Raw genomic sequence first — 26,966 nt, 5'->3', positions numbered from 1 at the left:
TAGTACTTTTTATGCTACACAAATTACGCTATAAATAATGATTCTACCAAACTTTTGCCGAACAATCATTTCCCATATGATCCCGCCACGCTTCTATTCACCAATAGAACACCTCCCTGTGGAAGGATTTCCAGTTGCACTTTTCCGTTTTCTTTCACTTTCAACGGCAGAAGCTGCGGTTCTCCTTTTTTATCATCCTCATACAGAGAAACAGTTTTTCCGGCAAACATATCTAAATCCAGCCTCAACTTTACGATTTCTTTCCCGGCATTCACTGCTGCCAGATACCAGGTGTCACCGTGGCGACGCGCCAAAACTACATATTTCCCCGGATATCCGTCAATAAAACGTGTCTCATCCCATGTGGTAGGAACCGTTTTCATATAGTCCATACAAACAGGGGAAACATCTTTCAGGTTGTTGGGAGCAAGCGCAAAATTCTGTATCGGATTCTGGAATAATACGGTAGTGGCTAATTGAAATATATCAGTAGTACGGCGGGTAGTTCCTCCGTCATTGTTGCGATTCAGCCGTTTGTTCAGAAAACAACCACCGAATTCCATGCAACCCACCGCATTGCGGATAAACGGATGCAGACAGGCATTGAAAGCCTCTTCATCACAGAAGTGCTGGCCGAAAACCATATTTTCGGAGGCCAGTACAGCCTCGCTGCCTACATAGTTCGGGTACATACGTTCCCATCCTCGAGGGATGGTGCAACCGTGGAAGATTACCATCAGACCGTGGTCGTCAGCATCACTCAAAATATCTTCATACAGGCGCATCGTTTCCTGCTTGTCGCCACCAAAGAAATCAACTTTGATTCCTTTCACTCCAAGGCTTTGCAACCATTTCATTTCACGTTTGCGGATAATGGCATTGTCCATGTGATTCACCGGCCCCTGCTCAATATCATTCCAATAGCCGGAAGAGCTATACCATAAGAAGAGTTCCACTCCTTTGCTTCGTGCGTATTCTATCAAAGATTTCATACGGTCACGGCCGATGTTCGTATCCCACCAGTTATCGATCAAGGCATACTCATACCCCATTGCAGCTGCAAAATCAATATAGCGCACCTGATCGTCACAGTTGATACTACCATCCTGCCAGAGAATCCAGCTCCATGTGCCGCGTCCGAAACGGTAGTCATGCTTCGTTTCATAAAGAGGACGTACGACATCCCAGATAACGGTTGTTTCCACAATCGGTTTCAAGGTTTCACCAACAGTTATGGTACGCCAGGGAGTAGCACCGGGAAGGGCAAATGCCGGAGCAGAAGTTCCGTTACCGTTATTTTCTTCAGCCATGGGGAAAGCAACCGTATACAGATTGCCTTCGCTTACATCGCTCAAACGAGAACTGCAATAACGACTGTCCACACCTGTTTCGCTGACTAATACCCAACCATCGTCACCGATACGGAACAGACAAGGGAACGTGTAGCCATGCCCGTACTGTGAACGGTCACTCATGGGAGCATCTGCCTTGTACTCTTCCTCATAACTGGGCTTGGTACGCTTCCAACCTATCATGGCATCGCTTTGCGGACATAAGAAAGTAGTTGTTTGTTGCGGAAAGCGAAAGCCGGTTTCTTCGGCAGTTACCGTTACACTTCCTTTTCCATCCTGACGCGGAAGAGTATAACGGAAAGCTACATCGTGATTGCTGACACGAAAGACTACATCTATTTTCTGCCCTTTCGGATTCTCAAAATTACAAATCAGTTCGTTTGCCTGATAATGCACTGTGGAGGTTTTAATACGATCCTGATGATAGACAGTATCAATCGGAGTAACAGCGTGTCCTGTCAGTTTCATCCCTTTTGCAAAATCACCGATATTCGTATTCATACCCAAAGGAGATTTCTCCAACATTGTCTTTCCATTGTAGGTAATCGAATAACTTGGCTTTTCGGCTGGAGAAGCAGATACAACCAATTGCAGTTTTTCATCCGGCCCTTTCACTACCACTTCCTGTGCTATCAGAGAAGTCAGACAGCAACTAGCCAGCAGAGTACTTATTATCTTCTTCATATTATCTATGTCGTTATTATCTTCACTTTTTTCTGTTATTTCTCATTTGCCTTCTTTATGCGGATCACCGTAAAAGAATAGGCAGGTAATTGGTAGTCAAACTTTTCTGCTACTTCCATCGTGTCTTCAACAGGTAGCGGGGTATCGGCCGGTTTGCCGGTCAGTACGGTTCTTTTTGCAGAAGACTGTATAGCACCGATTCCGGAAAGGTCGACATTCGTATTCACTTCTACGGGAAGTAAATTGACCAGCTTCACAATCACATCACCACTTGCCGAGTCACGGACAATAGAAGAAGCAATGCGTTTCCGCACTTGATCGTCTCTATTATCAAGAGTGATCTGCGACGGAAAATATTCGTTCCCGGCATTCTGCCCGTAGAGTTTCTGAACATAGTAGCCGGTGGTAGGTTTCACTTCCCGGTTATTGAAGTAAATCAAATCCGGATTCCACTGGGTATGTCCTTCTTTAGCGAGAAGAGGGGCATAGGAAGTCATGTGTACAACATCGCCATTACGTTCCAAGGCAGCAAGATAAAGAGCTTCTGTCAGTGCTGTTTCGATATTCGCCTTTCGTCCCGGTATGTGAGTTGCATATTCGCCCAAGTATACTTTTGTCTTTTTCGAACGATCGTATTTGTCGTAGAAATCCTGGTTGTTCAGGAACCATCCCGGAGTCTGGTAATAATGTTCGTCGACCATCGGAATACCCAGTTTGTCCGCCAGCTTCCATCCTTCCACGTAGTCTGTACCCTCATTGAACGGTCCCACTGTACCGACAACAATCATTTCAGGATATTTTTCTTTGATGGCATTGAAGATCATCGTGAAGCGTTCTTCGAAGATATCAGTGATAAGATCTTCATTTCCGATACCGATGTATTTCAAATTGAATGGTTTCGGATGCCCGGCTTCGGCACGTACCTTTCCCCACTTTGTCTTCTTAGCGTCACCGTTTGCCCATTCTATCAGATCAAGAATATCCTGAATATAAGCTCCCATTTCGTTCATCGGAATACCACCTTGTTGTCCTCCTCTCAAGTCGCCGTGACAGGCAGAGTTCTGGCAAGGAACACCGGCCGCCAGCACTGGAAGCGGTTCCGCACCAATATCTTCGCAAAACTGGAAATATTCAAAATAACCCAATCCCATGCTTTGATGGTATCCCCAAAGGTTACGCTGTGCTTTTCTTGCTTCCAACGGACCGACTGTGTTTTTCCATTGATAGATATTCTTCAGACCATCACCATGAGCCACACAACCACCGGGAAAACGGATGAAACGGGGATGAATGTCGGCAAGTATCTGTGCCAAATCGGCACGCAGACCATTCTTTCTGCCTTTGAATGTATTTTGTGGAAATAGAGAAATCATATCTAAATCAACTTCGCCTGCTGACTGTGGCTGAATTTCCAAATGTACATCAACAGATGCTTTTGCAATCAAAACCGCTTTATAAGTCTTCCATGAACGGGAGGAAACGGTTACTGAAGTTTCTCCCTGCACTGTCCCCCCAGCATCAACCAAACGTATCAGTAATTTATTGGATTTTCCTACCGGGACACGACCAAATAAAGAAAAGTTATACTTATCACCTGCATTAAGCGCAATTCCGTCGAAGCCTGTATTGACCAAAAAAGCTCCAGGCTGCTTGACATCCAATATAGCATAATTCATATTGTTAGAATGAATAGCGTCTGTAGCATCTGTAACGATCAAAAATTCAGCTTCTCCATTCCCTCTCAATGACCAGGAATGAAAGCCATCCCAGTTCTTATCTCCTTCCCTGTCCGAAGGGTCGTACTCGAAGTCGCGGTTTTGGATAAGTTCTGCGTAGAGTCCTCCGTCTGCCGAATAATTGATGTCTTCAAAAAAAGCGCCCAGCAATACATCACTAATGGCCTTTGCACCTTCCGGTTGTACAGTGACCGTTGCTTTTACAGGCTTCAAACCGGCAAAACGTTCTCCATCCTGTACCGGACGTTCTCCATGTAATGAGTTCCGATATTGATTCCAGCCATAATTTTTATCCAATCCATCCACCAAGGTCCAAGCTACCCGGTTGATATTCCCTTTCTGCTCTTCTCCGGCAACAATAGCTTTCACTCTCACTCCGTCAAAATCCGGTGTAGTACGGGGATATTTCTGACTAGTCCAGTTGATTAAATCCTTGGAAGTAGCCTGGCCGTATCCATCACGGTCATTCAGTTTCCAGGTACAAATCCATTCGCCATCGGGCGATTGTTTCAAATAAGGATCAAGCATTTTCTTCTGTGATCCCCAGCGGCTATAATCGCACCGGAGATATCCGTAGTTCCGGCCAATTTCAAACCAGTTTTCTTTATCTGTACTCCAGGCGAAACGGAGTCCGCTGCGTCCGTCGTCTCCAGAAGTTGCAAAAGAAAACAGATAAACCGAATCGGGTGTACTCGTCATTTCCTTGATTGCAGCTAAAGTGAACTGCTGAAACGACAAAAACAAGACAACTAGAAAGAGGAATAATTTTCTCATGGTATATATTGCATTAAGATTATCAATCGCAAAGTTTTAGAAACTTTCCGGTTTACCATATGCCTTGAAAAGGCGTCGCAATTCTTTTTGAGTAATCGGAATAACAGTACCGTGACGTGGATGAAAATCCATGCTGACGGCATGGTCAATCACTTTAAAGTATTCCAGATCGGAACTTTCGGTAAACTGGTATTTGCCTTTCATATACACATCGTACATCAAGATATATTTATCCGAACCAATCAATGGAAAAATGCCTGCACCTTCTACCGCATCCTTCGTCTGCTGCTTATAATCATCCGATTCCGCCCACTGTCCGGAGGTCAGAGAGGAAGTAGTCGCTTTTTTAATTCCATTTCCATTCCCTTCCGTTTTGTAGAACAAATGATAGAGTCCATCTTTATAAATAATGTCGCCATCAATACATGATTTTCTGTTTTTCGGAAGAAACAGTGGCTTCGGTTCTCCTTCTATATCTGTAAAATCTTTGTTGGCATAAGCATAATAAATGATATCGGGACCATTGCCATGTTGCATAGACCAGTAAACCATGTACTTCCCAGCTTCCTTATCATAAATAGTTTGTGGTGCCCACACACGTTTCAGATCCTCCTGATCTGGATATTTCTTTTGGATATTCACGACATTGGAAGTCCAGTGTACAAGGTCTTTTGATTTCAAAAGTACCATGGCACGGTTAGAACTCCATCCATTTCCGGATACCATATCCGTAACCACCATATAAAACGTCTTCCCATCTTCACAACGCAGAATATGGGGATCACGCACTCCACCTGTCGAACTAATCACACGGGAATCAAGTACCGGCTGATTTCCATTCAAGGCTTTATAATTATATCCATCAAGACTAACAGCCATCCGGACGGCTTCCTCACTCATGCGATTGCCGGTAAAGTAAACAAACAGGTAAGCAGATTGCTGGCAATACCCAGTCAGCACTCCTATAAATAGGAATGCGAAAAGAATTATATTTTTCTTCATATTCATCATCATTTCAATGCTTTTTCATCCATTGTTTTATTCTTGTTCATTCACTGTTTAGTAGTTGAAATCAGCAGGTTTCACATATACGCGATATTCCTTAATCATACCCGGATACCCTTTTTCGGCGCGGGGCAGATAGCGGAAACCGGTCACATTTTCCACTTTGCTCAAGTCAATTACCAATTGATGAGGATAAGGAACATTGTCCACTGTCATCCAGAAAGTGGATTCCTGCAAGTCGAATATCTTGTCGGCTGTACGGTTGCCACTACGTGTTTCTTCACTATCGGCATAACGAATCTTCCAATGTTCGCGGGATACCGGTTTACCATCAGCTCCCAAGACATCAAACTCCGCTATCGCTGCGATGTTATCATTTGCTTGCGGAGAAAGTGCTTCCAGACAGAAATAACGTCCTTTCACCGGAGTGATAAATCGTACCTCCTGCCAGCCGTTGCCCGGAGTGAAAGCTCCTTCGTGAACCACTTTCTCACCCGTCAGTTTCAGTTTCTCTCCATCCTTGCGGTGTGTTTCGGGAGCTTTTTCACGAAGCACATCGAGAATTGGTTTCTTCAAACCTTTGATGGAAGCCCGGGTAGGACCTTTCAAATCCAGAACAAGAATTTCATTCTCTCCTTCTTTCAACCAGCACCCCGGCATAAAGAGAGTCTGCTGCGGACCGATCTCCCAAAAACGCCCCATTGCATGACCGTTCACCCAGACCATGCCTTTCCCCCATGTGCTCATATCCAGAAAAGTATCTCCTACTTTATCCAGTGTGAAGGTAGTCTTGTAATAGGCAGGCATAGTCGGTAACATCTTTTTATCGCTATATTTCTTATCTTTTATAAAGGAATAATCTACCGGGAAGTTATACACCGTCCAGTTTTTCAATTCCTTAGCCCGGTTACCCGAAATAAGTTCCACCTTTTCGGTGATTCCTTTGCGGTCGTGGATAGATTTGTCAAAGTTAACACGTCCCATTGCTTCCACAAGAATATCCAGTTGTGTGCCTTTTTTCAGTGCGGGCATGGTCGTTGTAAATTCTCCTTTACGACGGTCTAAACGTGCCAGCAGTTTACCGTCGGCATATATCTGCGCCCAGTCGTGCACTTCCGTAATTTTCAAAGTGGTGCCTGCAAGAATAGTTTCGGACAATGTGGTGCGATACAGAATCGTTCCCCATCCCTGGTTGAATGATTCCATCGGTTGAATATCCACCGTTTGTTTTGCCTCCGGCAGATTCGAGAAAAGCGGAGCCACTTTATGGAAGTGAAACTCGGGGATTTCAATAACAGGCAAAGCTGCGGGTACTGCGGGCAGTGTTTCACCTGCCGGAAGATAGTTTTTCAACAAGTCACGAAGCAAGAAAAACTTGTCGGTCGTCCATCCGGGTTCGCTAATCGGAGCATCATAATCGTATGAGCTGCACATGGCGGAATAAGCCGGGTTGTTCGCACCTCCCCAATGTCCGAAAGTCGTTCCTCCGTGAGTCATATACAGACTGAAAGAGATGTTCCGGTCGAGCATATCCTTGATGCCCTGTACCATATCTTTTGCAGGACGTGTCTCATGTTTGCGTCCCCAGTGGTCGAACCATCCGCTCCAGAACTCGCTACACATCAACGGAGTTTCGGGGCGAAGTTCTTTGAGTTTTTTAAATTGCTGGTCGATATTGGCACCCGTTCCGAAATTCACTGTCCAAATCAGGTCATCGAGCGCATTATTGGTGAAGTTACTGCTCCAGTCACATTGAAACAGAGGTACATCGGTAAAACCGGATTCACGAACCAAGTCGCGCACGGCAGAAACATAAGGTTTGTCGATTCCATAAGAACCGTATTCGTTCTCTACCTGCACCATGATGATATTTCCCCCCTTATTCACTTGCAGCGGAGCCAGTTGCTTGCCTACTTCTTTCATAAAGACGCCTACCCGTTCCATATAATAGGGATCGAGCGTACGCAAGGCTATATCTTTTTTCTTCAACAGCCACCAGGGAAGTCCCCCCATCTCCCACTCCGCACATACATACGGACCGGGACGGACAATGACATACATACCGTGTTTCTGTGCCGCACGGCAGAAAGCTGCAATATCATTCTGACCGGAAAAATCGAACTTACCTTCTTCCTGCTCATGGATATTCCAGAAAATATAAATACAAATAGTATTCATGCCTAATGCCTTGCACATCTCAATGCGATGTTCCCAATAAGCTTGCGGGATGCGGGTGTAGTGCAACTCGGCAGCCTTCACCACAAACGGTTTTCCATCCAGCAAGAATGTGTTCTTGCCTGCCTCAAACTTCCGTGCGGTAGTTTGCGCCTGTGCAGTACTAAAGAAAATAACTGTAAAAAGTACCAGTAAAGCAATCAATCTGTTTTTCATGGTTTATTCAAAAATAGAATTTTAATAGTATACGGCAAAGGTAGGCGATTCACCTAAAAAGGAGGGCATAATTATCATTCAAAAAGGGTTGGAAATAAAGCAAAATAGGGCCAAATAGCAGATAAAACAACAATGGTCAAACAATGATGGTCATTTTATGACCATCATTGTTTGACCATTGCCTTACCAATATAAAATCAGTTTTCTTTTGTCAATAGACTTTCCAGTTCTTCCGCATTCAGGCGGAGGTAGAATTGTCCGCGATAGGCCACGGAGATACCACCTGTTTCTTCTGAAACAATAATGGCATGCGCATCCGATTGCTGTGAAATTCCCATCGCTGCGCGATGCCGCAAGCCAAGCTCCTTCGGTATATTCAAATCATGGGACACAGGAAGAATACATCCCGCTGCCTTGATACGTTTTTTGCTGATGACCATCGCTCCGTCGTGCAACGGACTATTCTTAAAAAAGATATTCTCGATTAAACGCTGATTGATTGCCGCATCAATCAATTCGCCCGTACGAACGACTTCATCTAAAGGAGTGTTATGCTCAATGACAATCAATGCGCCGACTTTTTGTTTGCCCATGCTTAAACAGGCCATTACCACGGGCATGATATCATCGTGCTTCAACGACTCTTTTTTCGATCCGCTAAAGAGACGTGCCAATGCACTGACATGACGGTGAGATCCCAAAGTCAAAAGGAAACGGCGTATCTCATCTTGAAAAAGAACAATCAACGCTATCACACCCACATTCATCAATGTGTCGAAAATAGAACCCAACAGCTTCATCTCCAACACTTGAGTCACCACCAGCCAGATCAGGATAAAAACCAGGATACCGGTGAATACCTTAATAGAACCGGAAGCTTTCATCAGTTTGTAGGTATAGTACAAAACAAAAGCCACCAGCAGAATATCGATAAAATCTTTTATGCCAAACTCAAAAAACATGCACCCTCCTCTTATTTGTCATATCCACTCTCTATTTTTAATTTCTCTGTGATCCGGACAGCTTCCACCGCCTCACGCACATCATGTACACGCAGGATGTGCGCTCCTTTCATTAACGCAACAGTGTCCAATACGGTTGTCCCGTTCAATGAATCTTGCGGGGTTCCCCCCAATAATCTATAAATCATTGATTTCCGCGAAACTCCCACTAAAACGGGAAGCTCGAATATATGGAACTCTTCCAGATGTGCCATCAGTTCATAATTATGCTCCAACGTTTTTCCGAATCCGAATCCCGGATCGAGAATGATATCTTTCACTCCCAAGTCGCGAAGTTGCTGCACTTTACGAGCGAAATACAGGAAAATGTCTTTAATCAGGTTATCATAAGACGGCTCTTTCTGCATACTTTGGGGAGTTCCCTGCATATGCATCATAATATAGGGCACTCCCAAGTCGGCGACTGTCTGAAACATCCGATGGTCCATTTCACCGGCAGCTATGTCATTAATAATAGCAACTCCATAATCTTTCACACATTCTTCCGCTACATCAGCCCGGAAAGTATCAACAGAAATGATGGCTTCCGGATGATTACGGTTCAGAATTTCCAGACCGGTACGCAGTCTGCCCATCTCTTCTTCAGCAGAAATATGTTCGGCATTCGGCCGTGAAGAATAAGCTCCTATATCAATAATCGAAGCACCTTCATCAAGTATCTGCCGCGCCCGGGCAGCAATGTCTTCTTCAGTCTGCATCCGGCTGCCGGAATAAAAAGAATCGGGAGTAACATTCAAAATTCCCATCACCTGCGGAGTAGCAAGATCGAGCAACCGCCCTTTTACATTTATATAAGTAGGAGATATAGGTTTCATCATTGACAACATTCCTTTTAGATCGCCTACAAATGTAGATAAAAAAAGCAAGTATTCGTACTAAAAAGAAGAAATAAACGTATATTTGCAAACTATAGAAGAAACCGAAAAATTCATACCATGAGCCGATTAACCCTATTTCACGTAGGATTTCTTTTCCTCATTTTGCCCTTTGCCACTACTGCTAAAGCTCAAAAAGAGGCTGAAACTTTCAATGTTGACTCTACTCTCTATGAATATTATCAACGTTGTCAAGAATACTTGTTAGATCCTATTGTGCTTAACATGTCCGACACATTGTTCAGAATGGCCGGTGAACGACATGATGAACGAATGCAGGCAGTAGCCATAGCCACCCAACTGGATTACTATTATTTCCAGGGGACCCATGAAGATAGCGTAATCTACTATACCAACAAAGTAAAAGAATTCGCCAAAGCCACCCATCAGCCTAAATATTATTATTTTGCATGGGCTAACAGATTAATCACTTACTATCTAAAAACAAGCAGAACAAACATAGCACTTTATGAAGTGCAAAAGATGTTAAAAGAAGCACAGGAAGAGGATGACAAAACCGGTCTGTCCCGTTGCTACAATATCATGTCACAAATCTACACCATCAAAAGATTCGATTCGATGGCGGGTGAATGGCGGTTGAAAGAAATCGAACTGACTGAAAAATACAATATCGAAAACTATAACATTTCCCAGACCTATGCCCAGATAGCCAACTATTACATCAGCCGGGAAAAACAAAAAGAAGCATTGGAAGCTATGGAAAAGGCCGTTGCAACAGCCAATTCTTCTACACAGCAAATATCTGCCAAGTTGGAGTACGTAAACTACTACAGTAAGTTTGGTGACTTTCAGGCAGCCGAAAAAATATTGAAGGAATGCCAAGCCGCATTCGAACAGGATAAAAGACTGGAATCGATCAAAAAAAGGCTATATAATATAGAATGTTTATACTACCAGCAGACCAGGCAATATCAGAAAGCACTGGAAGCTGCAGAAAGGCAAGAAAAGGAAGAGCGCCGTTTAAGTGAAAGTATACTTAGCAGCAACCACTATCGCACACAGGGAGAAATCTACCAAAAGATGGGGAATATGAACATGGCAGTCAAATTTCTGCAAATGTATATCAACGCAGATGACTCTTTAAAAATAGCCAATGAGCAAGTAGCCAGCAGCGAATTCGCCACCTTGCTAAACGTTGAGAAGCTCAATGCCGAAAAGAAAGAATTAACGCTCCAGACACAGGAAAAAGAGTTGCATAATAAAACAACATTGATTATCTCATTGATTATTTTATTAGGCGTTCTTTTCTTATTCCTTTATAGAGAAAACTTCCTGAAACGCAAACTGAAAGTTTCGGAAGCGGAACTTAAAACAAGAAATGAAGAACTTACTGTATCAAGGGAAGAATTACGTAAAGCGAAGGATATAGCGGAAGCAAACAGCCGGATGAAAACCACATTCATCCAAAGCATGACTCATGAAATCCGTACACCGCTCAACTCCATTGTAGGCTTCTCGCAGGTGTTAAGCGATCACTATAGCAACAATCCGGAAACACAGGAATTTGTCAATATTATCAAGAGCAACAGTAACGACTTGCTCCGACTGGTCACTGATGTGCTCGCTCTGTCCGAACTGGATCAATACGAACAACTGCCCACAGATGATGAAACAGACATGAATACGATCTGTCAACTTGCCTCTGAAGTGGCCAAAGACAACAGGCAGAAAGAAGTGGAAGTCCTGTTCGAGCCTGCAAGAGAAAACCTGCTCATACGCAGTAATTCGGAACGTATATCACAAGCGTTGAACAACTTGGCGCATAACGCCGCTAAATTCACGACTCACGGCAGTATTCGCATAGCTTATTCCATACTGGAAGCTGAAAAGAAAATTGAAATCAGTGTCACCGATACAGGAACAGGCATCCCGAAAAATCAACAGGAGGCAGTATTTCAACGTTTCTACAAAATGGATTCTTTCACACAGGGAACCGGTCTCGGACTTCCGATATGCCGGAGTATCGCCGAGAAGTTAGGAGGCAGCCTCCGAATCGATTCTTCCTATACGGACGGATGCCGGATGATACTGACTCTTCCTTTGGTATATGCCTAAGTAAAAATCTGTCCGAACTCCCGTCAAATCCGAAAGAATAGCCTATCTTTGCAACGTTTTAAATAAAAGATCAGGTTATGAAACTTTCTGCTCTTTACCAGATTTTTCTGGATTGCCAATCAGTTACTACTGATAGCCGGAACTGCCCGGACGGTTCTTTATTTATCGCCTTGAAAGGTGAGTCGTTCAACGGTAATGCATTTGCTAAGTTAGCGCTGGACTCCGGATGCGCATTTGCCGTTATCGATGAGGCCGAATATGCCATAGAAGGCGATCAACGATATATACTTGTAGACAACTGTCTGCAAACAATGCAGCAGCTTGCCAACTATCATCGCCGCCAACTCGGGACGCGAGTGATCGGCATTACCGGAACTAACGGAAAGACGACCACCAAAGAGTTAATCTCCAGCGTTCTCTGCCAAGCTCATAATGTGCTTTATACCTTAGGTAATCTCAACAATCACATCGGTGTACCGACCACTCTGCTACGATTGAAGCCGGAACATGACCTTGCTGTCATCGAGATGGGTGCCAATCATCCGGGAGAAATCAAGTTTCTTTGCGAAATAGCCGAACCGGATTATGGCATTATCACCAACGTAGGCAAGGCTCATCTGGAAGGATTCGGTTCTTTCGAAGGAGTGATTAAGACTAAAGGAGAATTGTACGATTTCCTCCGTAAGAAAGACGCCATTACCTTTATCCATCACGATAACACCTATTTGATGAATATCTCACAGGGATTGAACCTGATTCCTTATGGAACAGAAGAGGATCTCTATGTTAACGGGCGAATCACCGGCAATTCACCTTATCTCGCTTTCGAATGGAAAGCCGGTAAGGACGGTGAACGCCATCAGGTTCGCACACAGTTGATCGGAGAATATAATTTCCCGAATGCCCTGGCTGCCATCACCATCGGCCGTTTCTTCGGAGTGGAAGCAAAGAAGATCAACGAAGCTTTGGAAGGGTATACACCACAAAACAATCGCTCTCAACTTAAAAAGACAAAAGATAACACGCTGATCATCGACGCATATAATGCAAACCCGACCAGTATGATGGCTGCCTTGCAAAACTTCCGGAACATGACAGTCCCTCACAAGATGCTCATATTAGGAGATATGCGCGAACTGGGTGCTGAAAGCCCGGCCGAACATCAGAAAATCGTTGATTACATCAAAGAAAGTGGTTTTGAGAAAGTATGGCTCGTAGGAGAACTGTTTGCCGCAAGCGAACATTCTTTTAAAACTTACGCCAATGCGCAGGAAGTTATAAAGAATCTGCAAGCAGACAAACCTAGAGGATATACCATTCTAATTAAAGGTTCCAATGGAATCAAACTTAGTTCAACGGTAGAATACTTATAATTATACTATTTTTTCAGGCACGGATTACGCGGATTACACGGATTTTAGAATTAGCATTTATAAAGCGACCGTGTAATCCGCGTAATCCGTGCCTGAAAATCCTTCTAGCCAGCAAATTTCAATCAGCCTTCATCATCCTCGGTCGTACGACATAATAGGCCACTAAACTAGCCAGAATCGCTCCCGTAGTATTAGCTGCAAAATCCAACCAGTCTCCTCCCCGGTAAGTAGTGCAATACTCCTGCAGTAATTCCACACAACCACTAAAAAGTACAGGACAGAAGAATGCACCTACCCACGCATGCCACATCGGAGCATTGTCCCTGCGATGCGCACGCAGAAATTCCAGCCACAACATGCCCGACATACCCAAATACATACAGACATGAACCAGTTTGTCGAGGTTGGGAATTTCATTTAAATCCGTCTTAGGCGGTTTAAAGAACGACAGATAAATCACTGTCAGAATAATAAAAAGCGAGATCGGATATTTCTTAATATAAGATAGCATATCTAAATAATATTACAATTATCGTGCAAATATAAGTATCATTTTCTATATTTGCATTTTATACGTGCATTTTATAACGATTTGTAAGATAAAACAAGATTTATGGCAAAAAATGATAGAGCGAACTTCGGCAGTAAATTAGGGGTCATACTCGCTTCTGCCGGCTCTGCAGTCGGACTGGGTAATATATGGAGGTTTCCCTATGAAACGGGAAATCATGGAGGTGCGGCATTTATATTGATCTATTTAGGCTGCATCTTTCTTCTGGGACTACCTATTATGATTGCCGAGTTTCTGATAGGACGCCGTTCGAGAGCCAACACAGCAAGAGCGTATCAGAAATTAGCCCCTGGAACACATTGGCGTTGGGTAGGACGCATGGGAGTATTGGCCGGTTTCCTGATACTTAGTTATTATGCCGTAGTAGCAGGCTGGACGCTTGAATATATTCTTGAAGCTGCGACCAACGGCTTTGCCGGAAAAAACTCCGGAGAATTCATCTCTTCTTTCCAGCAATTCTCCAGTAGTCCGTGGAGACCGGTTGTATGGTTGGTAGCCTTCTTGTTAATCACTCATTTCATCATCGTGAAAGGAGTGGAAAAAGGAATCGAAAAGTCCTCCAAAATCATGATGCCTACCTTATTTATCATTATCCTCATACTGGTAGTTTGCTCGGTTACTTTGCCGGGAGCCGGTGCAGGCATTGAATTCCTGCTCAAGCCTGACTTTAGCAAAGTGGACGGGAATGTGTTCTTGAGTGCCATGGGACAGGCTTTCTTCTCTTTGAGCTTGGGAATGGGATGTCTTTGTACATACGCCTCCTATTTCAGTAAAGAAACCAACCTGACTAAAACAGCTTTCAGCGTAGGAATCATTGACACTTTTGTAGCGATACTAGCCGGTTTTATCATCTTCCCGGCTGCTTTTTCAGTAGGCATACAACCTGATTCAGGTCCGAGCCTGATCTTTATCACACTGCCTAATGTATTCCAACAGGCATTCAGCGGAGTCCCCATACTGGCATATATATTCTCTGTCATGTTCTACGCGTTATTGGCAATGGCTGCTTTAACCTCCACCATTTCCTTGCACGAAGTAGTAACCGCTTATTTACATGAGGAGTTCGAGCTTTCCCGTGGAAAAGCAGCAAGGTTAGTCACCGGCGGTTGTATCTTCCTCGGAATATTCTGTTCATTATCACTGGGAGTCATGAAAGGATTTACTATTTTCGGACTGGGTCTGTTCGATCTCTTCGACTTCTTAACAGCTAAAATCATGTTACCACTTGGCGGATTGTGTATTTCGCTCTTCACCGGGTGGTATCTGGACAAGAAGATTGTATGGTCAGAGATTACCAACGACGGTTCATTAAAGATACCGGTATACAAACTCATTATCTTTATATTAAAATATATCGCACCAATCGCCATCTCACTGATATTTATCAATGAACTGGGATTGATCAAGCTATAATGTGGAAAGACTTCCTTTATTATACTAAAACTGAACGACAAGGCATTATCGTCCTTGTCGTTCTTATTTTAGGAGTATATGCCGCTCCTAAACTCTTCTCCTTTTTCAAGCACGCTGAAGATACCGACTGCAAAGAGAATGAGAAGTTCGATAAAGAATACAACGACTTTATTTCTGTCCTCCGGGAAACCAAACCTCACCAAAAGTCCGGTCCTTCTTTTCAATCATCCCCTCAAAGGGAAATCAAGCTTGCGATATTCGACCCGAACACCGCAGACTCCACCACTCTCCTGTCACTCGGACTACCTTCCCGGATGGTAAAGAATATCCTGCATTATCGTAATAAACAAGGCAAATTCCGCCATCCGGAGGATTTCCGGAAGATTTATGGTCTAACCGAAGAACAATACCGGACTCTTTATCCCTATATCCAAATTACAAAAGATTTCAGTTCAAAGGATACGGTACGATTATTAACCGCACAAAGTGTACAACGGGACACACTCATGAAATATCTCCCCGGAACCATCATCAGCCTCAACTCCGCAGATACCACCGAACTGAAAAAGATTCCGGGAATCGGAAGCAGCATTGCCCGGATGATGGTGAATTACCGCGAAAGGCTGGGAGGCTTTTTCCGAATAGAGCAGTTACAGGAGATTCATCTAAAGGCAGAGAAACTCCGTCCGTGGTTTTCCATTGACATCCAGCAGACACGCCGTATCAATTTAAATAAAGCCGGTATGGAACGAATGCTGCATCATCCCTACATAAACTACTACCAAGCAAAGGTTATCATAGAATATCGGAAAAAGAAAGGATCCTTAAAAAGTCTGAAGCAATTATCTCTTTACGAAGAGTTCACTCCTATTGATCTTGAACGGTTAGAACCCTACATTTGTTATAATTAATAAAAAAAAGATGCATTCCTATCACACCAGACAAGAATGCATCACACACAAACAAAACAAACACTCTACTATCATCTTCACAGACTTCCGTAGAGAAGCGACTATAAATATATAACTAAAAGATAGAACACTTGCAAGGCTCTACCTTTTTGGTATACATTTTTAGAAATTAGGTTCTCTAATTAATCTTTTTTAATCATACCATCCACCATATGAACGGTCCGGTCCGTAATTTTGGCAAGCCCCTCGTCATGCGTCACAATGACAAAAGTCTGCCCCAGACGGTCCCTCAAATCGAAGAACAGTTGATGTAAATCTTCTTTATTATGTGTATCCAGACTACCGGATGGTTCGTCTGCCAGAATAACTGCCGGATCGTTGATTAAAGCCCTCGCTACCGCTACCCGCTGCTTCTCCCCTCCCGACAATTCGTTCGGTTTATGAGAAGCCCGGTCAACCAGTCCCATAAAATCCAGAATCTTCACAGCGCGTTCGTGCGCCTCTTTGGAAGACACCCCGGCAATTAGGGCGGGAATCATCACATTTTCCAATGCCGTGAACTCCGGCAGTAGTTGGTGAAACTGGAAAACAAAACCAATATTCTTATTACGAAAAGCGGATAGTTCTTTTTCTTTCATCCGGCTCACCACTGTTCCGTCAATCTGTACCACACCTGCATCCGGTTCATCTAAAGTGCCCATTATCTGCAATAACGTAGTTTTACCCGCACCGCTCGGGCCTACAATACTAACAATTTCTCCTTTGTTGATTTCCAGATCAATGCCTTTCAGCACCTGTAATGAGCCGAAACTCTTCGTAATCCCTTCTAGTTTTATCATCATAGCCTTATAATCGTTTAATGACATATTCAGCCAGATAGCACCCGAACACGGCCGGCATATAACTGACTGTTCCACATGTCGATTTCTTATTCTGCTCATCCTCCGTCAGCAGTACGGCCTTCGGATCGGCTTGTTCCGTACTGAATACCACCGGAAGTTTCCGTTTCATTCCCATCTTCTGCAAACGCTTCCGTACCGCCTTGCTCAAACCGCAATGATACGTCTCCCAAAGATCGGCAAAACGAATCTGGGTGATGTCACTCTTCGCCCCTGCTCCCATACTGGAGACAATCTTTATACGACGTTTCATCGCTTCATAAATCAGAAAGCATTTCGGACTGATCGTATCAATAGCATCTACTATAAAATCATATTTATCGGCATCCAGCAGTTCCGGTATATTTTCATCCTTCAGGTAAACAGGCAGGACAGTCAGCTCAATCGCCGGATTTATATCTTTATAACGGGCTGCCAACACCTCCGCTTTCGTCCTCCCCAACGTGGAATGCATGGCCGGCAACTGACGGTTCAGATTGGTAGGCTGCACCGTATCGGCATCTACAATCGTCATCCGCCCGACACCTGCACGGCAGATCATCTCGGCGGCATAAGCACCTACTCCACCCAGTCCCACGACCAATACGTGTGCATTCCGGATGCGCTCCATCTTTTCCTCCCCTAACAGGAGTTCCGTTCTCTGTTGCCAGTCGTATCTTTCCATTAGTTTTTCTTTAGCCATTTATAGAACCATTTACCGACCTTCTCATAATGTTGAGACTCATTATGTCCACGAGGATCGGAGAATGACACAATTTCCTGCGGTTCGCCAAACTGGTCGGGATACAGGATTATCAAACTATTATTAGAGAAATATTTTCCTAATTGTGCCGGCAGGCGCTCAAAAGAGGGATCATAAGAGATAGATCCGCGACGGGCAGAGATAACTACCAATAAATGGTCGTAATTCACCTGCCCTGTCAACAGCAAGAGATCCTCCCACTCCTCCAATATGGAGAATTCTGTCGGGGTACCTGCATGTCTCTTTTTCACAAGTTGCTGAATACGCATCAACGTACGCTCATTGGCAAAGAAATGCACCCGACAGCCCAAGATACTTCCCATACGGCAGAAGTGTTCCACCCATTTAGAGAACCCCGATTCATATTCAGCCTTCGGCGGAACGGCAATATTGATTCGACGCAGGGTATTAACAGGCATCAGGAATTTGGCAATCATCACTTCACGATGCGTACCTTTCAGCAGACTTTCAGCCAGATGTCCGAAGAAAGAGTCGACAATATTTGCCTTCCGGTGCAAACCGATCACAATATCCGTAGCCTCATACTCTTTGATCGTATGGATAATCCCCGAAGCAATATTCAAATCATAACGACTCACCATCGTAACAGGCACATCAGCGGCAGCGGCAATCATGGCAGCCTTCTCCAGATTACGTTTTCCCTGCTGCTCTTTTTTCTCCGAGCTATTATTATCGTTGATAACATTCAACGCAACCAATGCATTCTTCTGCTTGGCATCCTTTATCACTAAAGCCAGATTGACCAGATCTTCAATCGTCTCCGGATTAGCGACCGGAATCAAGATTTGTTCCTTATTTATCTGTTTAGCTTCTTCTTCCGCTTGCACATTTTCATCCAAAGCAAAACGACGGGCCGAACGTTCGGTCACCAAAGAACTGATGACACAAGTGAAAAGTATCATCACTACCGTACCGTTCAAGACATCATCATTCAGCAACCGCTCTCCATTCTCCATTATGATTTCATGACCGATCAACACTGCCGCCAGCGTAGCTGCGGCCTGCGCATTGCTTAAACCGAATATCATGCTCCGTTCATTCGACTGCATCCGATAGATCTTTTGTGTGATCCAGGCAGCCAGCCATTTACTAAAGGTTGCCACCACTGTCATCACAACAGCTACCTTCAATGCTTCACCTCCGGTAAACAGGCTTCTTACATCAATAATCATTCCGACACCAATCAGGAAATAGGGAATAAACAACGCATTTCCCACAAATTCCAACCGATTCATCAAAGGAGATACATGAGGAATCAGGCGATTCAATACCAAGCCCGCCAGAAAAGCTCCTAAAATTCCCTCCATCCCTACAAATTCCATCAATCCTCCTCCGAGGAAAACCATCGCCAGCACAAACACAAACTGCATCACGCTGTCATCGTACTTCCGGAAGAACCAGCGTCCGATACGGGGGAAAAAGAATACAATCAGGAATCCGAGGAAAGCCACTTTTGCCACAAGAAATACCCAGAACCAGCCATCGACAGTCCCCTTAAACATGCCTCCTATAACGGCAAGAATAATCAAAGCAAGGGTGACGGTGACAGCAGTACCACCAATGGTTATATTGACACTGCGCAAACGCGACAGTCCATAACGACTAATAATGGGATAGGCAATTAAGGTGTGGGAAGCATACATACTTGCCAACAGCACTGCCGTGAGAAAACCGTACCCCAGCATACTCATACTACTCCATATTCCCAACGCCATAGGAATCAGAAAAGTGAGCCAGCCGAACACGAAACTTTTTGTCCGGTTCTTCTTGAAATCCTCCATATCCATCTCAAGACCGGCAAGGAACATGATATAATAGAGTCCTACTTTGCCGAACAGTTCGAAACTACTGTCACGGTCGAGCACATGAAAGCCATGTTCGCCAATCAGCACACCTGCCAGAATCATGCCTATAATATGAGGTATATGGAGACGCCCCAAAATCATCGGAGCAAAAAGAATGATAATTAGTACCAAAAAGAACACCCAGGTCGGATCAGAAATCGGCAGCGTTAAATTGAGATCAAACAGGTTCATAGGCTGTGTTTTTTAGGAATTTTCTGCAAAGGAACAAAAAAGTTTGCAGAATCCAATGAATGTCTAATGGTCATTTTACTCCAATAACCACGTCCAACTATACGGAAGCATGAGTAATCCGCCGAAAAACTGAAATATTTCTCTCAAAATCGATGTTTATATGCTAAATTGTTATAATTTTGCAGCCAAATCTTTTCTATTCGACAGGATAAGGAGAGAAATTCAATATTCACAATTTAACAAAAGAAAAAGATGAAAGTAGCTATTGTTGGCGTAAGCGGAGCCGTAGGACAAGAGTTCCTGCGCGTGCTCGATGAGAGAAACTTCCCGATGGACGAGTTAGTTTTGTTCGGTTCTAAACGTAGTGCCGGAACAACATATACTTTCCGCGGTAAACAGATCGAGGTGAAACTCTTACAACACAACGATGACTTTAAAGGGGTAGACATTGCTTTCACTTCTGCCGGTGCAGGAACATCTAAGGAGTTCGAGAAAACAATCACCAAGTATGGTGCTGTGATGATCGACAACTCCAGCGCTTTCCGTATGGATGCCGATGTGCCTTTGGTAGTGCCTGAAGTAAATGCAGAGGATGCATTGGAACGTCCGCGCGGCGTTATTGCCAACCCGAATTGTACGACTATCCAGATGGTAGTTGCACTGAAAGCCATCGAAAAGCTTTCTCATATAAAAACCGTGCACGTGTCTACCTATCAGGCAGCAAGTGGTGCGGGTGCCGCTGCCATGGACGAATTGTACGAACAATATCGTCAGGTATTGGCAAACGAACCTGTGACTGTAGAAAAGTTTGCCTATCAGTTGGCTTTCAACCTGATTCCGCAGATCGACGTATTTACAGAAAACGGTTATACGAAAGAAGAGATGAAAATGTATAATGAAACGCGTAAGATCATGCATTCTGACGTAAAGGTTAGTGCAACTTGTGTACGTGTTCCTGCATTACGCGCTCACTCTGAAAGTATTTGGGTAGAAACAGAACGTCCGATTTCCGTAGAAGAAGCTCGTGAAGCATTCGCTAACGGTGAAGGTCTGGTTCTGCAGGACAATCCTGCCGAAAAAGAATACCCGATGCCGTTGTTCCTGGCAGGTAAAGACCCGGTATACGTAGGCCGTATCCGCAAAGACCTGACAAACGAAAACGGATTGACTTTCTGGATTGTAGGTGACCAGATCAAGAAGGGGGCTGCCCTGAATGCAGTTCAGATTGCCGAATATCTGATTAAAGTAAAAAATATCTAATATAGCGGACTGGAAATAATATCCGGACAGCTATAGATAAGCCCAATAAATCAACCGGCTTGCAATGTGATAGTGTTCGCAGTGCAAGCCGTTTTTTTATTCTCTAAGCTATAGTTAGAGGGGAAATACCTATTCGTAGGTAAGAAATCACTAGTTATAGGTATCATGATTTGCCAAAATAACTATTTATAGCGATTGATACAAACTCGGTTTTTATCGAATTTTGCGCAAAACTTATCTATGAAATATTGTCTTTTTAATATAGCATTCTGGGGGCTACTATTTTTCAATTTATTTGAAGCCGCAGCTAATTCAAACATCTATACAATCTCGGGACGTGTGACCGAGGCAAAAACGAATTCCCCTTTACCCGGTGCTTCTATTCTCATTAAAGGTACCTATTTATGGGCTGTATCCAATCAGAAAGGAGAATTTACGATACATGGAGTACAGGAGGGAAAATACAATCTGGAGGTTTCTTTTCTTGGATATGTACCGGCAACCATTCCCGTAAATGTACGCAGCAATATCAATAACGTTCCTATCATACTCAAAGAAAATACACTTGCACTGGATGATGTGGTCGTTACTGCACAAGCACCCAAGAATGAATTAAACACCACGCTCACTATCGGAAATAATGCATTGGAACATCTACAGGTGTCGAATGTGAGCGATATCTCCGCTCTTCTTCCGGGGGGAAAGACCAAAGTACCGGATCTCACCGCCAACCATATCTTCTCATTACGTGACGGAGGGTCAACAGCCGGTAATGCCGCATTCGGAACTGCTGTGGAAGTGGATGGGGTGCGTATTGGAAACAATGGTTCGTTTGGCAATATGAGCGGAGCGGATACCCGGAATATCACTGTTGCAGATATTGAATCGGTGGAAGTCATTACGGGAGTGCCCTCGGCAGAATATGGAGACTTGAATAGTGGTATGGTCAAAATTCACACCCGAAAAGGGAAAACACCCTGGAACATATTGCTGTCTATCAATCCTCGCACCGAACAGGTGTCATTCTCTAAAGGATTGGATTTAGGAAACGATAAAGGAGTCATCAACATAAACGGTGAATGGACCAAAGCTACTCAAAAGTTGGTATCTCCCTATTCTTCTTATACAAGAAGGGGATTCTCTGCCGGATATAGCAACACATTCCACAACGTATTGAGATTCGACATCGGTGTTACAGGCAATATCGGAGGAATGAATACCAAAGATGATCCCGATGCCTATTCGGGAGAATACAACAAAGTGAGAGACAACGTATTCCGGGCAAACACGTCACTCGCTTGGCTGCTCAATAAATCGTGGATAACCAACCTCAAGTTCGACGCATCGATATATTATAATGATAACAACTCCCACGCGCATACGTTCTACTCGTATGCATCGGAGCAACCAGCTGTTCATGCCACGGAGGAAGGATATTTTATGGCAAACAAACTGCCATATACTTACTTTGCCGACCAAATCATCGACTCCAAAGAACTGGATTATGCCGCATCGTTAAAATATGAATGGAACAGACGCTTTAAGACTGTAAACAGTAACCTGAAAGCGGGCGTTCAATGGAAAGCAACAGGCAATGTGGGCGAAGGAGAATATTACAAAGACCCAGCATTGGCTCCGAACGGTTATCGTCCCCGTCCTTACACTACTTACCCATATATGCATAATGTTTCGCTTTATGCAGAAGAAAGTCTCTCATTTCCTGTGGGAAATACCATGCTTAGACTGATGGCAGGGGTACGTTGGGAACACTTGTTTATCAAGGGAACGAACTATAAAAATCTGAATACTCTATCTCCGCGTTTCAATGCCAGATGGCAGTTGAACGAATATATCGCTATCCGTGGCGGTTGGGGAATTACCGAAAAGCTTCCCTCTTTTTATACCTTGTATCCCAAACAGGAATATCGGGACATACAGACCTTCGGCTTTTCCTATAATAAGATTGAATCATCTTATATATATTATAGTCAGCCCTACACGTTATTGCACAATGAGAACCTCCGGTGGCAACGGAATCAGAACGCTGAAATCGGTCTGGACGTCAACATCGCCCGTACCAGAATTTCATTAGTCGGTTATTTCAACCGTACCAAGTTGCCGTATAAATACACAAATACCTATACTCCGTTCTCCTACGATGTTCTCCAATTGCCGGAAGGATTCACTATGCCTACTAATCCGCAAATCAATGTGGACAACCAGACAGGTATGGTTTACATACGCGACAATGCATCCAGTTACTGGACTCCTATGGATGTCAAAGTGACCGACCAGACTTTTGTAAAGTCAACTTCTCCCGACAATGGAATGGACGTGATTCGTCGCGGAGCGGAAATGATCGTTGATTTCCCGGAAATTACTCCGATTCGCACGCAATTCCGGATAGATGCCGCTTATACTTATACGAAATACATCGACAACTCTTTATCGTATTATTATCAGAATGGATGGTCGCACACCAGTCTTGCCAATCGTTCTTACCAATATGTAGGTATCTACGCCAACGGCGACAACTTATCGAGTACTGCCAACGGCAAGCGTACCCACTCGCTGGATGCCAATATCACAGCCATCACCCGTATTCCGAAAGCCAGACTGATTATCTCGTGCCGACTGGAAGCTTCGCTTGTGAAGCGTTCGCAGAATATCTCCGAATACCAAGGAAAAGAATATGCTTTCAATGTGAGCGAAAGCAGCAATACCCAAACCGGAGGAAGTATCTATGACGGCGACTCTTATACTGCAATCTGGCCGGTGGCATACCTCGACCTGAATAATGAGATGCATCCTTTCACGTCAGCGGAAGCCGCAAATCCGGAATTCTCCTACCTGATACGTAAATCGGGCAATGCTTATACATTTGCTGCAGACGGATATGATCCTTATTTTTCTGCCAATATCAATATCACCAAAGAGATTGGAGACTATGTATCTCTTTCTCTCAATGCGATTAATTTCACCAACTCACGGCCTTATGTAAAATCTCATGCAACGGGTGTAAGCGCTCTTTTCACCCCGGATTTCTATTATGGACTTACTTGCCGTATCAAATTCTAACTATATGAAGCAATCCATCTACATATTATTACTGACAGTGACCGGCATCTTTGCAGGATGCACGGATATCGATAAAGAGAATCCGTATGACAACCAATTGCACAACCTGCAGGTTACCGCCGTATATCCGGACGGATACACGGAGCATCTCAGGGAAGGAGTGACCGTAAAGATTGAAGATGTCGACCGTGGAAATTCTTATAAGGCTAAAACCAACAAGAATGGAGTGGCACAATTCTCTCTGACCAAAGGTATATACCGTGTGCAAATCAGTGACAAAGACGGACAGGATATTTTCAACGGGTTAGCTGATAATGTAAAACTGACCAGTAGTGATATATCATTTAATCTCCCGCTGATTCACTCCAGAGCCGGAACGATCATTATTAAAGAGATTTACTGCGGAGGATGTACCAAGTTACCGCTGGAAGGAAATTATCAGTCCGACAAGTACATTATCCTGCATAATAACGACTCGGAAGTGCAATATCTGGATAGCTTGTGTTTCGGAGCTCTCGACCCTTACAATTCACAAGCCACCAATGTATGGGTGACACAGGACGAAGCAACCGGAGCAACCATCTTCCCCGACTTCGCTCCTATCGCACAGTGTATCTGGCAGTTTGGCGGTACCGGCAAAACTTTTCCGCTTCAACCGGGAGAAGATGCGGTGATTGCCATCAACGGAGCAGTTGACCATGCGGCACAATATCCGCAATCTGTTAATCTGAACAAACCCGGATATTTTGTATGTTACAACAATGTTTATTTCCCGAACACGCAATATCATCCGGCTCCCGGCGATCAGATTACACCGGACCATTACCTGAACGTAGTGTTGAAAACAGGACAGGCGAACGCTTATACATTCTCCATCTTTTCTCCGGCCACGATTATTTTTAAAGCCAAAGATACCACGATACAGGACTTCGTTCTTAAAGAAGGCAGCGTCATACAGAAGCCGGGAAGCACCACCGAACGGGTGATAGCGGTACCGCTCGACTGGGTGATTGATGGGACGGAAGTGTATTATGGCGGTTCCTCCAACAATAAAAAGCGCATTTCCCCATCCATTGATGCGGGATATGTCATTCAAAGTGCCACGTACAACGGACGCAGTTTATACCGTCATGTGGATGAAGAAGCGACACAGGAAGCGGGTTATGAAGTACTGGTAGATACGAACAATTCTTCTACCGATTTTTATGAACGGGAAAAACAATCTTTGCATGAGTGAGATGAAGAAAATATATATAACAGGCCTTTGGCTCCTATGTCTGGCATCCGGAGTTTCGGCACAGACTTATGACATCATCGAACGCCGTAACTTCTGGAATGCCGGGGCAAATGTCACAGGTATCATGACGGACAGTATTTCTGCTTCCTATGCCGAACTGTACGGAAAGAATAACCACGGTGATTTCCGCAACTATTACGAAGCAAAAGAAGCATGGAGTGCCGGAGCGGTAGCAAAGTCCATCACTCATCTGAAAGGTTATTCGTTGACGGGTTCATTCTCCTTCGACCATACTTCCGGCAAGGATATGAGCGGTTCGATGTTCATCCACCCGGGATTTTATCCCGTAGATCTCCTGGAGTTCACGCCCGGACGCAAAGACTTGCAAACCTACGCTTTCATGGGTGGTATTGCAACTGATATTGCACCCAACTGGCGATTAGGAGGAAAGATTGACTTTGCCGCCTCCAACTATTCCAAACGAAAGGACTTGCGGCATACCAATTACCGACTGGATTTGAAAATAGCCCCCAGCGTCATGTATCATTCGGGAGATATGGCAATCGGTTTTTCCTATATTCTCGGTAAAAACAGCGAATCAATGAAAGCAGAAGTCATCGGTACAGCCGAAAACTCTTACAATGCTTTTCTGGATAAAGGACTTATGTATGGAGCTTACGAGGCATGGGACGGTAGCGGAATCCATCTTAGTGAATCGGGTGTCAACGGTTTTCCCATCAAAGAATTGTCGAACGGGGGAGCCTTGCAACTTCAATGGAAAGGAATTTACGGAGATATTGAATACACGTATTCTTCAGGTTCTGCCGGTGAAAAAGATGCTATCTGGTTTAAATTTCCCACCCACCGGATTACCTCCCATTTGAGTTATCATTTCAAACAGGGAAAGAAAGAGCATTTTCTGCGACTGAACCTGCAATGGTCACATCTGGCCAACAACGAGAATGTGATAACTAAAGAAACTGTGAACGGGATAACGACCACTTACGTACATGGTTCCAATCGTATTTTTGAGCAGGATATTTTCTCCGTCCATCCTGAATATGAATTCATAAGTCCCCGCACGGAACTTCGTTTGGGAACGAATATATCAACATTCAGACGACTGACCACACAGATGTATCCTTATGTGACTTCGGAAAAGATGCTTTGCAGCCGGACTTATATCTCCAGTGTATTTCATCTGGGGAAACTCGACCTGAAAGCGGCTGCATCCTTTGCCATAGGAAACTTTACCGGGAAAAACAGGACTACGGCAACAGATACGGAACCGGGTGATCCGCCTTATCGGCTGACTAATTATTACCATCTGAAAAATGAATATGCAACCGCCCCGCAGGCGACATTTCATCTCGGATTGCGCTACCATTTCAACTATGGAATTTATGCGGAAGTACAGGGTAGTTATACGCACGGTTTCAACCTGCAATATATAGATGGTTCGAACCGTTGGAACGAGGCTGTCAAATTAGGATATACTTTTTGAAAACAA

The 26,966-nt window shown here is 44.1% G+C and carries 18 protein-coding genes; 8 read left to right on the top strand and 10 right to left on the bottom strand.

What is annotated here, in order from left to right:
• Nucleotides 1–65: 65 nt before the first annotated feature.
• The 6 genes from AB3G73_RS19860 to folP all read right to left on the bottom strand — a co-directional run bounded on the left by AB3G73_RS19860 (nucleotide 66) and on the right by folP (nucleotide 9,782).
• A complete protein-coding gene (locus AB3G73_RS19860) occupies nucleotides 66–2,036 on the bottom strand; it encodes a glycoside hydrolase family 97 protein (RefSeq protein WP_367745484.1) in 1,971 nt (656 codons plus the stop codon).
• A 35-nt stretch (nucleotides 2,037–2,071) separates the two neighbouring features.
• On the bottom strand, nucleotides 2,072–4,546 hold the full coding sequence (locus AB3G73_RS19855; protein ID WP_367745483.1) for an alpha-L-arabinofuranosidase C-terminal domain-containing protein: 2,475 nt from the start codon (nucleotides 4,544–4,546) through the stop codon (nucleotides 2,072–2,074).
• Between the two features lie 36 nt (nucleotides 4,547–4,582).
• Nucleotides 4,583–5,560: a glycoside hydrolase family 43 protein gene (locus tag AB3G73_RS19850; RefSeq protein ID WP_074556686.1), complete on the bottom strand. Its 978-nt coding sequence runs from the start codon at nucleotides 5,558–5,560 to the stop codon at nucleotides 4,583–4,585.
• 45 nt (nucleotides 5,561–5,605) lie between these two features.
• Entirely contained in the window at nucleotides 5,606–7,942 is a 2,337-nt protein-coding gene (locus tag AB3G73_RS19845) for a beta-galactosidase (RefSeq protein ID WP_367745482.1), read from the bottom strand.
• Nucleotides 7,943–8,139: 197 nt separating this feature from the next.
• A complete protein-coding gene (gene cdaA, locus AB3G73_RS19840; protein WP_148363998.1) occupies nucleotides 8,140–8,904 on the bottom strand; it encodes a diadenylate cyclase CdaA in 765 nt (254 codons plus the stop codon).
• An 11-nt stretch (nucleotides 8,905–8,915) separates the two neighbouring features.
• On the bottom strand, nucleotides 8,916–9,782 hold the full coding sequence (gene folP / locus AB3G73_RS19835) for a dihydropteroate synthase (RefSeq protein ID WP_195650099.1): 867 nt from the start codon (nucleotides 9,780–9,782) through the stop codon (nucleotides 8,916–8,918).
• Nucleotides 9,783–9,899: 117 nt separating this feature from the next.
• Between folP and AB3G73_RS19830 the strand changes: the two genes are divergently transcribed.
• Both AB3G73_RS19830 and murF read left to right on the top strand, forming a co-directional pair.
• On the top strand, nucleotides 9,900–11,915 hold the full coding sequence (locus tag AB3G73_RS19830) for a HAMP domain-containing sensor histidine kinase (RefSeq protein ID WP_217721862.1): 2,016 nt from the start codon (nucleotides 9,900–9,902) through the stop codon (nucleotides 11,913–11,915).
• Nucleotides 11,916–11,992: 77 nt separating this feature from the next.
• Nucleotides 11,993–13,288, top strand: coding sequence for a UDP-N-acetylmuramoyl-tripeptide--D-alanyl-D-alanine ligase (gene murF / locus AB3G73_RS19825; protein WP_367745480.1), 1,296 nt, complete (start codon nucleotides 11,993–11,995; stop codon nucleotides 13,286–13,288).
• 118 nt (nucleotides 13,289–13,406) lie between these two features.
• On the opposite strand, the gene AB3G73_RS19820 is transcribed toward murF, so the two are convergent.
• Entirely contained in the window at nucleotides 13,407–13,799 is a 393-nt protein-coding gene (locus AB3G73_RS19820) for a VanZ family protein (protein WP_148364001.1), read from the bottom strand.
• A gap of 102 nt (nucleotides 13,800–13,901) precedes the next feature.
• On the opposite strand from AB3G73_RS19820, the gene AB3G73_RS19815 reads away from it, so the two are divergent.
• Together AB3G73_RS19815 and AB3G73_RS19810 are read left to right on the top strand one after the other, a co-directional pair.
• A complete protein-coding gene (locus AB3G73_RS19815; protein ID WP_367745479.1) occupies nucleotides 13,902–15,272 on the top strand; it encodes a sodium-dependent transporter in 1,371 nt (456 codons plus the stop codon).
• The gene (locus tag AB3G73_RS19810) at nucleotides 15,272–16,183 is read left to right on the top strand and encodes a helix-hairpin-helix domain-containing protein (protein ID WP_259022068.1); all 912 of its coding nucleotides are present in this window, start codon (nucleotides 15,272–15,274) and stop codon (nucleotides 16,181–16,183) included. Before AB3G73_RS19815 ends, AB3G73_RS19810 begins: the two co-directional genes overlap by 1 nt.
• Before the next feature lie 182 nt (nucleotides 16,184–16,365).
• Here AB3G73_RS19810 and AB3G73_RS19805 read toward each other — a convergent pair whose 3' ends face one another.
• From AB3G73_RS19805 to AB3G73_RS19795, 3 genes are read right to left on the bottom strand one after another with little or no spacing between them, the layout of a single operon-like run.
• Nucleotides 16,366–17,022: an ABC transporter ATP-binding protein gene (locus AB3G73_RS19805; protein WP_148364243.1), complete on the bottom strand. Its 657-nt coding sequence runs from the start codon at nucleotides 17,020–17,022 to the stop codon at nucleotides 16,366–16,368.
• A gap of 7 nt (nucleotides 17,023–17,029) precedes the next feature.
• Nucleotides 17,030–17,764, bottom strand: a complete 735-nt coding sequence (locus AB3G73_RS19800) for a tRNA threonylcarbamoyladenosine dehydratase (RefSeq protein WP_148364004.1) — start codon at nucleotides 17,762–17,764, stop codon at nucleotides 17,030–17,032.
• Entirely contained in the window at nucleotides 17,746–19,881 is a 2,136-nt protein-coding gene (locus tag AB3G73_RS19795) for a cation:proton antiporter (RefSeq protein WP_148364005.1), read from the bottom strand. The genes AB3G73_RS19800 and AB3G73_RS19795 overlap by 19 nt, the downstream gene beginning before the upstream one ends.
• Before the next feature lie 252 nt (nucleotides 19,882–20,133).
• On the opposite strand from AB3G73_RS19795, the gene AB3G73_RS19790 reads away from it, so the two are divergent.
• The 4 genes from AB3G73_RS19790 (at nucleotide 20,134) to AB3G73_RS19775 (ending at nucleotide 26,960) form a co-directional block, all read left to right on the top strand.
• Nucleotides 20,134–21,141: an aspartate-semialdehyde dehydrogenase gene (locus AB3G73_RS19790; protein ID WP_004299708.1), complete on the top strand. Its 1,008-nt coding sequence runs from the start codon at nucleotides 20,134–20,136 to the stop codon at nucleotides 21,139–21,141.
• Nucleotides 21,142–21,381: 240 nt separating this feature from the next.
• Complete coding sequence (locus AB3G73_RS19785) at nucleotides 21,382–24,219, top strand: TonB-dependent receptor (protein ID WP_367745477.1); 2,838 nt, start codon at nucleotides 21,382–21,384, stop codon at nucleotides 24,217–24,219.
• 4 nt (nucleotides 24,220–24,223) lie between these two features.
• A complete protein-coding gene (locus tag AB3G73_RS19780; RefSeq protein WP_259022066.1) occupies nucleotides 24,224–25,456 on the top strand; it encodes a DUF4876 domain-containing protein in 1,233 nt (410 codons plus the stop codon).
• Nucleotides 25,449–26,960: a DUF6850 family outer membrane beta-barrel protein gene (locus AB3G73_RS19775; protein WP_367745476.1), complete on the top strand. Its 1,512-nt coding sequence runs from the start codon at nucleotides 25,449–25,451 to the stop codon at nucleotides 26,958–26,960. Before AB3G73_RS19780 ends, AB3G73_RS19775 begins: the two co-directional genes overlap by 8 nt.
• Nucleotides 26,961–26,966: the final 6 nt, after the last annotated feature.

Source organism: Bacteroides sp. L008 (assembly GCF_040812255.1).
Taxonomy (GTDB): domain Bacteria; phylum Bacteroidota; class Bacteroidia; order Bacteroidales; family Bacteroidaceae; genus Bacteroides; species Bacteroides vicugnae.
This window is presented reverse-complemented; position numbering and strand designations above follow the sequence as displayed.